This is a genomic window from Streptomyces sp. NPDC060209 (assembly GCF_042728155.1).
Taxonomy (GTDB): domain Bacteria; phylum Actinomycetota; class Actinomycetes; order Streptomycetales; family Streptomycetaceae; genus Streptomyces.
In genome coordinates this window covers 21,694-29,149 of the sequence record NZ_JBHWZS010000089.1, presented here as the reverse complement: position 1 = coordinate 29,149, position 7,456 = coordinate 21,694, and the positions used below count along the sequence as shown (strand labels likewise).

General features: G+C 70.1%; 8 protein-coding genes. 5 read left to right on the top strand and 3 right to left on the bottom strand.

What is annotated here, in order from left to right:
• Window positions 1-52 precede the first annotated feature (52 nt).
• The gene (locus ACFWFI_RS18940; protein WP_387391282.1) at window positions 53-934 is read right to left on the bottom strand and encodes a L,D-transpeptidase family protein; all 882 of its coding nucleotides are present in this window, start codon (window positions 932-934) and stop codon (window positions 53-55) included.
• Window positions 935-1,193: 259 nt separating this feature from the next.
• On the opposite strand from ACFWFI_RS18940, the gene ACFWFI_RS18935 reads away from it, so the two are divergent.
• The 3 genes from ACFWFI_RS18935 to leuE all read left to right on the top strand — a co-directional run bounded on the left by ACFWFI_RS18935 (window position 1,194) and on the right by leuE (window position 3,771).
• On the top strand, window positions 1,194-2,774 hold the full coding sequence (locus ACFWFI_RS18935; protein WP_387391279.1) for an acyl-CoA mutase large subunit family protein: 1,581 nt from the start codon (window positions 1,194-1,196) through the stop codon (window positions 2,772-2,774).
• A gap of 60 nt (window positions 2,775-2,834) precedes the next feature.
• Complete coding sequence (locus ACFWFI_RS18930) at window positions 2,835-2,972, top strand: hypothetical protein (RefSeq protein WP_387391276.1); 138 nt, start codon at window positions 2,835-2,837, stop codon at window positions 2,970-2,972.
• Window positions 2,973-3,111: 139 nt separating this feature from the next.
• Entirely contained in the window at window positions 3,112-3,771 is a 660-nt protein-coding gene (leuE, locus tag ACFWFI_RS18925; RefSeq protein WP_387391273.1) for a leucine efflux protein LeuE, read from the top strand.
• Window positions 3,772-3,785: 14 nt separating this feature from the next.
• Here leuE and ACFWFI_RS18920 read toward each other — a convergent pair whose 3' ends face one another.
• Both ACFWFI_RS18920 and ACFWFI_RS18915 read right to left on the bottom strand, forming a co-directional pair.
• Window positions 3,786-4,244 carry a MarR family winged helix-turn-helix transcriptional regulator gene (locus ACFWFI_RS18920; RefSeq protein WP_387391270.1) on the bottom strand — a complete coding sequence of 153 codons (459 nt, stop codon included), beginning with the start codon at window positions 4,242-4,244 and terminating at the stop codon, window positions 3,786-3,788.
• A gap of 18 nt (window positions 4,245-4,262) precedes the next feature.
• Entirely contained in the window at window positions 4,263-5,687 is a 1,425-nt protein-coding gene (locus ACFWFI_RS18915; RefSeq protein ID WP_387391267.1) for an FAD-dependent monooxygenase, read from the bottom strand.
• 38 nt (window positions 5,688-5,725) lie between these two features.
• Between ACFWFI_RS18915 and ACFWFI_RS18910 the strand changes: the two genes are divergently transcribed.
• Complete coding sequence (locus tag ACFWFI_RS18910) at window positions 5,726-6,370, top strand: TetR/AcrR family transcriptional regulator C-terminal domain-containing protein (RefSeq protein WP_387391265.1); 645 nt, start codon at window positions 5,726-5,728, stop codon at window positions 6,368-6,370.
• Between the two features lie 118 nt (window positions 6,371-6,488).
• A complete protein-coding gene (locus ACFWFI_RS18905) occupies window positions 6,489-7,454 on the top strand; it encodes a glycosyltransferase family 2 protein (protein ID WP_387391262.1) in 966 nt (321 codons plus the stop codon).
• The last annotated feature ends 2 nt before the right edge of the window (window positions 7,455-7,456 follow it).

Genomic DNA, 7,456 nt, shown 5'->3' with positions numbered 1-7,456 from the left:
GGCGGGACACGTTCCCCCGGTCCCGCCCGCGCCCCCAATTCGGTTGAACTCTCTACCAATAAATGACGACCTTGTCGCCGTTCCGCACCTGGGCGTAGAGCGACGCGATCTTTCCCTCGTCCCGTACGTTCACGCAGCCGTGCGAGGCGCCGTTGTAGCCGCGGGCCGCGAAGTCCGAGGAGTAGTGCACCGCCTGGCCGCCGCTGAAGAACATGGCGTACGGCATGGGGGAGTCGTAGAGCGTCGACACGTGGTGGCGGGACTTCCAGTACACCGAGAAGGTGCCCTCGCGGGTGGGTGTGTACTGCGAGCCGAAGCGCACATCCATCGACGAGACGACCCTGCCGTCGATCATCCAGGACAGGGTGCGGCTGTTCTTGCTGATGCACAGGACCCGTCCCTTCAGGCAGCGCGCGTCGGGCTTCGCCGCCGCCGGCGTGGAGGCCGGCGGGTCGAGTTCCTTCGCCGTCGGCTTCCGCGTCATCGCGAGCAGCCGTTCCCAGGTCACGGTGTCGGTCCTCCCCGTGCGGGGCAGGCCCCGCTTGCCCTGGAAGGACTGCACGGACGCGACGGTCGCGGTGCCGTAGTACCCGGTGGGACTGCGGTCGAAGTGGCCGATCTGGCGCAGCCGGGCCTGGAGCTCCCGTACGCGCTTGCTCCGGTCGCCGACGGACATCAGGGTGCTGGGCTGCGGAGAGGGCCGCACGCTCGGCGTCCGTGACGGAGTGGCGGAGGGGCTCGCCGGGCCGCCGCCCGGCTTGGCATCGTCCGTAGGGCGCGGGGACGCCTTCGTCGGGAGGGGGGTGGGCTCCGCGGCCCCCGCCGGCTCGGCCTTGCAGCCTGCCGTGAGGGTGACCAACGCGAGTGCGCCGGCGGCCGCCACGGCCGTCGTGCGCACTCTGCGTGCGTAACTGTCAGTCCGTCTGCGTCTCATCTCGGCCCCCTGGCTCGCCCCACGCCCCTCGTCGCTCCGGTCGGGCGTGACCCGTCGCGTGGCAGGGATATCTCATGAGACGGATTCCCGCCCTGCCCGGTTGCCGAATCCTGCGCATGATGGGAGACACGCGTCCAGGCCTCCGGGTATGTCCTGTGAGCAAGGTCCCAGCAGAGGGAACCCGCAGGCCCTGGCGTCGCCGCTAGAGTCCGTCGCGAGATTTGTTACCGATAAGTAGCTTGAACGGGAGGCACAGCAGATGACGCGTGAGTCCGAGTCGGGACTGCCCATCGAGCCGGTGTACGGGCCGGAGGCGCTCGAAGGCTGGCGGGCCGAGGAGAAGCTCGGTGCCCCGGGCGCCTTCCCCTTCACGCGTGGCGTCTATCCCACGATGTACACCGGCCGGCCGTGGACGATGCGGCAGTACGCGGGATTCGGCACCGCCACCGAGTCCAACGCGCGCTACAAGCAGCTGATCGCCAACGGCACGACGGGACTGTCCGTGGCGTTCGACCTGCCCACCCAGATGGGACACGACTCGGACGCCCCCATCGCCTCCGGCGAGGTCGGCAAGGTCGGCGTGGCGATCGACTCGATCGACGACATGCGCGTCCTCTTCGGCGGGATCCCGCTGGGCGAGGTCTCCACCTCGATGACCATCAACGCCCCCGCCTCGCTCCTCCTCCTGCTCTACCAACTGGTCGCCGAGGAGCAGGGCGTGCCGGCCGACCGGCTGACGGGCACGATCCAGAACGACGTGCTCAAGGAGTACATCGCCCGGGGCACTTACATCTTCCCGCCGAAGCCCTCGCTGCGGCTGATCGCCGACATCTTCAAGTACTGCCGGGCCGAGATCCCGAGGTGGAACACGATCTCGATCTCCGGCTACCACATGGCGGAGGCGGGTGCCTCGCCCGCGCAGGAGATCGCGTTCACCCTCGCGGACGGCATCGAGTACGTCCGTACCGCCGTCGCGGCCGGCATGGACGTGGACGACTTCGCGCCCCGGCTCTCCTTCTTCTTCGTCGCCCGTACGACGATCCTCGAGGAGGTCGCCAAATTCCGTGCCGCGCGCCGGATCTGGGCGCGGGTGATGCGGGAGGAGTTCGGTGCGAAGAACCCCAAGTCCCTGATGCTGCGCTTCCACACCCAGACCGCCGGGGTCCAGCTCACCGCCCAGCAGCCCGAGGTCAACCTGGTCCGGGTCGCCGTGCAGGGCCTGGGCGCGGTCCTCGGGGGCACGCAGTCGCTGCACACCAACTCCTTCGACGAGGCAATCGCCCTGCCGACGGACAAGTCGGCCCGCCTCGCGCTGCGTACCCAGCAGGTCCTGGCGTACGAGACGGACGTGACGGCGACGGTGGACCCCTTCGCCGGGTCGTACGTCGTCGAGAGGATGACCGACGACGTCGAGGCCGCGGCCCTGGAGCTGATGCTCAAGGTCGAGGACATGGGCGGCGCGGTCGACGCCATCGAACGGGGCTTCCAGAAGAACGAGATCGAGCGCAGCGCCTACCGCATCGCCCAGGAGACGGACAGCGGCGAGCGTGTCGTCGTCGGCGTCAACCGGTTCCGCCTCGACGAGGAGGAGCCGTACGAGCCGCTCCGCGTCGACCCGGCGATCGAGGCCCAGCAGGCGGCCCGTCTGGCGAAGCTCCGCGCCGAACGCGACCAGGGGGTCGTGGACGCGGCGCTGGCGGAACTGAAGAAGGCGGCCGAGGGCACGGACAACGTGCTCTACCCGATGAAGGACGCGCTGAGGGCGCGGGCCACGGTGGGCGAGGTGTGCAACGCGCTGCGGGAGGTCTGGGGGGCGTACGTCCCGACGGATGCGTTCTGAGGGGCCGGGCGCCCCTCGCGGGTGATCTCTCGCCGATCGGCCGCACCCGTGGACAGTCGCGTGAGCGGTGGTCTCCGAAAGGCGCGCGGGGTCGGGCTGAGGCTGGTGCAGGCGGTCGGACTCCGGCTGCCCACCGGTCCGGACGACTACGCGATCCCCGATCTGCCGGTCGTCGAGGCCGACATCCGGTCGAGGTGACTTCCAGGACCGTGCGGAAGACGTGCGGGGCGTAGCGGTTCTTCATGACGTGGGCGTCGCGGGGGCGGCGACGAGGACCGATCCGCCGCATTCCGGAACGCTTGAACGGAGTGTCGTACCTGCGTGCGACACTCCGTTCATGCTAGGTGTCACCGATCTTCCGACCTATCTCGCCGGCCTGGTGCTGATCATTCTTCTGCCGGGCCCGAATTCGCTGTACGTGCTCTCCGTCGCCGCCAGACGTGGTGTGCGCACCGGTTATGTGGCCGCCGCCGGTGTGTGGACCGGGGACACGGTCCTGATGACCCTGTCGGCACTGGGCGCCGCCTCCCTGCTGCAGACGACCCCGCTGCTGTTCGCCGTCGTCAAGTACGCGGGCGCGGGTTATCTGACCTGGCTGGCGATCGGGATGATGCGGACCGCCGTGTCGATGTGGCGTGAACGGCACCAGCGGGCGGCCGAGCTGACGGAGGAGAGCGCCGCACCGGCTGCTGGTGTGGAACACCCCTACCGGCGGGCCCTCGTGGTGAGCCTGTTCAATCCGAAGGCCATCCTGTTCCTCATCTCCTTCTTCGTGCAGTTCGTCGATCCCGGCTACGCCTATCCGGCGCTCTCCTTCCTGCTGCTGGGCACGCTGCTGCAGATCGGCAGCTTCCTCTACCTCTCGGCGCTCATATTCGGCGGCACCCGCCTGGCCACCGCGTTCCGCCGCCGCAAGCGGCTTTCCGCGGGGGCCACTTCGGTGGCGGGTGTGCTGTTCCTCGGGTTCGCGGCGAAGCTGTCGTTCAGCGGCGTCTGAGCCGTCGGCAGGGCTCAGTGGTGCCAGGCCTTGCCGCCGACGTTGTGGATCATCCGCTGGAGGACCTTGAGTGCGGCGACGAAATCCTCGTCCGGGATCCCGGCGTGGATCTCCGCGCTCGCCCTGCTGACCCGTTCGAACACCTCGGCGCGCAGTGCGTGTCCCCCGGCGGTCAGCCGCAGGCGGGTCGTGGGGTCCTCGGTGACCATTCCCTGGGCGATGAGGGCGTCGATCTCGGGCTCCAGCGCGTCGCCGACGTTCAGGTAGCCGCGGAGCATCGCGACCACCTCGGCGCGCGGACGGCCCAGTTCGTCCGCGTCGGTGAGCTGGTTGAGAACCCACCAGGGGGGCTGGGTCAGACCGTGTTCGGCCAGTGCGGCCCTGATGTGGGTCACGGTCGCTTCGTGGGCGGCCCAGCTCCAGTAACCGATGGGCTGCCGTGCCAGTCCTGCGTCGTCATGTGAGTAGTCCATGTCCTGGAACGTAGAACCTCAAGCAAAGTTGAGGTCAAGGCCCAGCAGTCCGGCGTACTCCGCGAGCCCCGAAGTGTCCTCGCCCGCCCAGCCGATGTAGCCGTCCGGCCGGACCAGGAACAGGCCCTTGCCGTACGCCTCGCTCTCCTCGGTGCGGAAGGTCCTCAGCGTTTCGCCGTCGTACGCGGGCAGCGGGGCGTCCGTGCCGACCGCGAGCAGGGTGAAGTGCGGTCCCTGGAAGACGTCGAAGAGCCGCCTGCCCTCGCCCGCGGGTCCGTCCGGTGCCCGGTCGCCGGCCTCCAGGAGGCCCGCCCGGCCGGATGCCAGCGGGCCTTCCCGGTAGCCGAGTCCCAGCTGCTGGGCCGCGGTGCCGCGTTCCTGCTCGCCCCGGTGGATGCGGGTCGAGAGGCCCAGCATCTCGGCGGCGACCGGGCGGCGTTCCTGCTCATAGGTCTCCAGCAGGGTGGCGGGTGCCCCGTGCAGCAGCACCTGGCCGAGCTTCCAGCCCAGGTTGTACGCGTCCTGGACGCTGGTGTTCAGCCCCTGGCCGCCGGCCGGGGAGTGGACGTGCGCGGCGTCGCCGACGAGGAAGACCCGGCCTGCGCGGAACCGGCCGGCCAGCGCGGCGCGCGGCCGGAAGTCCGACGACCAGCGCACCTCGGTGACGTCGTCCGCACCCAGGTGGGTGCGCGCGGCGACGAGCGCCCGCACGCCCTCCGGCGTGGTGTCGGGCGCCCCTTCCTTGAACTGGGCGACCAGCTGGAAGTCCGGCGTGCCGGGCAGCGGGCACAGCGTGATCATGCCGGCCTCGCCCAGGAAGATGTGCCAGTTGAGCCGGTCGAGGGCCGCCTCCGCGATCCGGACGTCGGCCACCAGCGTGGGAGAGGGGTCGACGGTCTCGCCCTCCATCGTGATGCCGAGCGTGCGCCGGACCGTGGAGCTTCCGCCGTCCGCCGCGACCAGGTAGGAGGCGCGCACCTCCCCGGTGGTGAGCCGCGCCGTGACCCCGTCGGCGTCCTGCGACAGACCGGTGAGGGCGGCGGAGAAGAGGACATCGCCGCCCAGCTCGCGCAGGCGTGCGATCAGGATCTCCTGGGTCCGCCACTGCGGCATCATCCAGGGCTCCCCGTACGGCTCCGCCGCGGTGGGTGCCGCGCGGCGGAACATGTCGTACTCGCCCTGGCGCTCACCGCCGCTCCAGGTCATCCCGACGGGAGCGGCACCGCCGTGTTCCCGCACCGGGCCGCCCACGCCGAGGTCGTCGAGCACCTCCCGGGTGCGCGGCTGGATGCCCTTGCCGCGCGAGCCGGGGAAGAGCGAGGGGGCCTGCTCGACGACGAGGGCGCGCACACCGCGGCGGGCGAGGTCGCAGGCCAGGGCGAGGCCGCTGGGGCCCGCGCCGACGACCAGCACCCGCGTTTCCTTAACAGTGTTAAGTTCCATGATTGGCAGTGTGTGCTTAACGCTGTTAAATTGTCAAGGTGGGTACGACGAAGATCGATCGGGCGCGCGTCGCGGACGCGGCGCTGGGACTGCTGAACGAGGTGGGTCTCGACGGGCTGACCCTGCGCGCCATCGCCCGGGAGCTGGACGTCAAGGCACCCGCGCTCTACTGGCACTTCAAGGACAAGCAGGCGCTGCTCGACGAGATGGCCACGGTGATGTACCGCCGGATGCTGACGGAGGAGCTTCCCGGGCCCACGCCCCACACCTGGCAGCAGCAGATGGTCGCGTACCAGAGCGTGCTGCGCCGCGCGCTGCTGCGCTACCGCGACGGCGCCAGGGTCTACACCGGCGCCCGGTTCACCGGCACCGACCACGCCGACGGCCTGGAGGCCCACCTCCGCACGATGGTCGACGCGGGGTTCGAGCTGTGGCAGGCCGTGCGCGCCGGCACCACCGTGAACGCGTACACGATGGGCTTCGTCACCGAGGAACAGGGCGTCCAGCCCATGCCGGACGAGCGGCGGGACGGTTACGACGTCGACGAGCGGGCCGGACGCCTGGAGCGCTATCCGCTCGCCGCGGCGGCCGGGGCCGAGATCTTCACCAACTACGACGAACGCTTCGAGGACGGCCTGTGGATCGTCGTCGCCGGCATCGAGGCGCGGTACGGAGTGACCTAGGGCCGGCACGGGTCACCCCGACGACGCCCAGAGTTCACCGTTCGTCGGGCCGGGCGACACCCTCTCCTCCATCCGCGTCACTAGCGTGTGCGGACCATGATCGAAGGTGAGGGCCCGCGTGCCGAAACTGTCCGTTGTCGTTCCGTTCCACAATGTCGGCGCCTACGCCGACACGACGCTGGGCAGTCTTGCCCGTAACTCGGGCCCGGACATCGAGTTCCTGCTGGTCGACGACTGCTCCACGGACGACACACCGGCCGTCATCGACCGCTGGGCCGACAGACTCCCGCACGCCGAGGTCATCCGGCACGAGAAGAACGTGGGCATCGCGGAGGCCCGCAACAGCGGCATCGACGCGGCCCGGGGCGACTTCGTCACCTTCCTCGACGGCGACGACTGGTACGCCCCCGGCCACCTGGGTCGGCTGCTGCACGCCGCCGCCGGACTGGACTGCGACTTCGCCCGCACCGACCACGTCCAGGCCACGGGGACCAGCAGGGTCGTCCGGCGCGCTCCCGCCCGGCTCCGCGACACGGTCCTGGATCCACGCGAGGGCATCGCGGCTCCCGAATGGGAGACGATGGTCGACTACCCCTTCGTGTGGGCGGGCGTCTACCACCGGCGGCTCTTCGAGGACGGCGGCCACCGATTCACCGCCCGGCTGCGCACCGCCGAGGACCGGCTGTGGATCTGGCAGCTGCACCTGCGGGCCCGTACCTACGCGGCGCTGAATCTGTACGGCATCTTCTACCGGCGCGGTGTCACCACGTCCCTGACGCAGATCAAGGACTCCCGCCAACTGGACTTCTTCCCCGCCTACGACACGCTGATCGAAGAGATCCGCGAGCACCCGGACGCGGAGCTCTTCCTTCCCAAGGCGGTCCGCACCTACTGCGCGATGATCGCCTTCCACAACGAGAAGGCGGACGCCTACGAGCCCGCGACCTTCCGGCGCCTGCGCCACGAGTCGGCGGCCGCGCTGCACCGCATGCCGCAGCAGGTGCTCGACCACACCCTGACGATGATGGACACCAGGCGCAGCACCCTGCTCAACCGCCTGCGTGACAAGCAGAAGGCCGCCTGACC

Coding starts and splice junctions, on each gene's coding strand:
- ACFWFI_RS18935 (WP_387391279.1), top strand. CDS start 1,194: ATGACGCGTGAGTCCGAGTCGGGACTGCCCATCGAGCCGGTGTACGGG.
- ACFWFI_RS18915 (WP_387391267.1), bottom strand. CDS start 5,687: ATGGAACTTAACACTGTTAAGGAAACGCGGGTGCTGGTCGTCGGCGCG.
- leuE (WP_387391273.1), top strand. CDS start 3,112: ATGCTAGGTGTCACCGATCTTCCGACCTATCTCGCCGGCCTGGTGCTG.
- ACFWFI_RS18940 (WP_387391282.1), bottom strand. CDS start 934: ATGAGACGCAGACGGACTGACAGTTACGCACGCAGAGTGCGCACGACG.
- ACFWFI_RS18920 (WP_387391270.1), bottom strand. CDS start 4,244: ATGGACTACTCACATGACGACGCAGGACTGGCACGGCAGCCCATCGGT.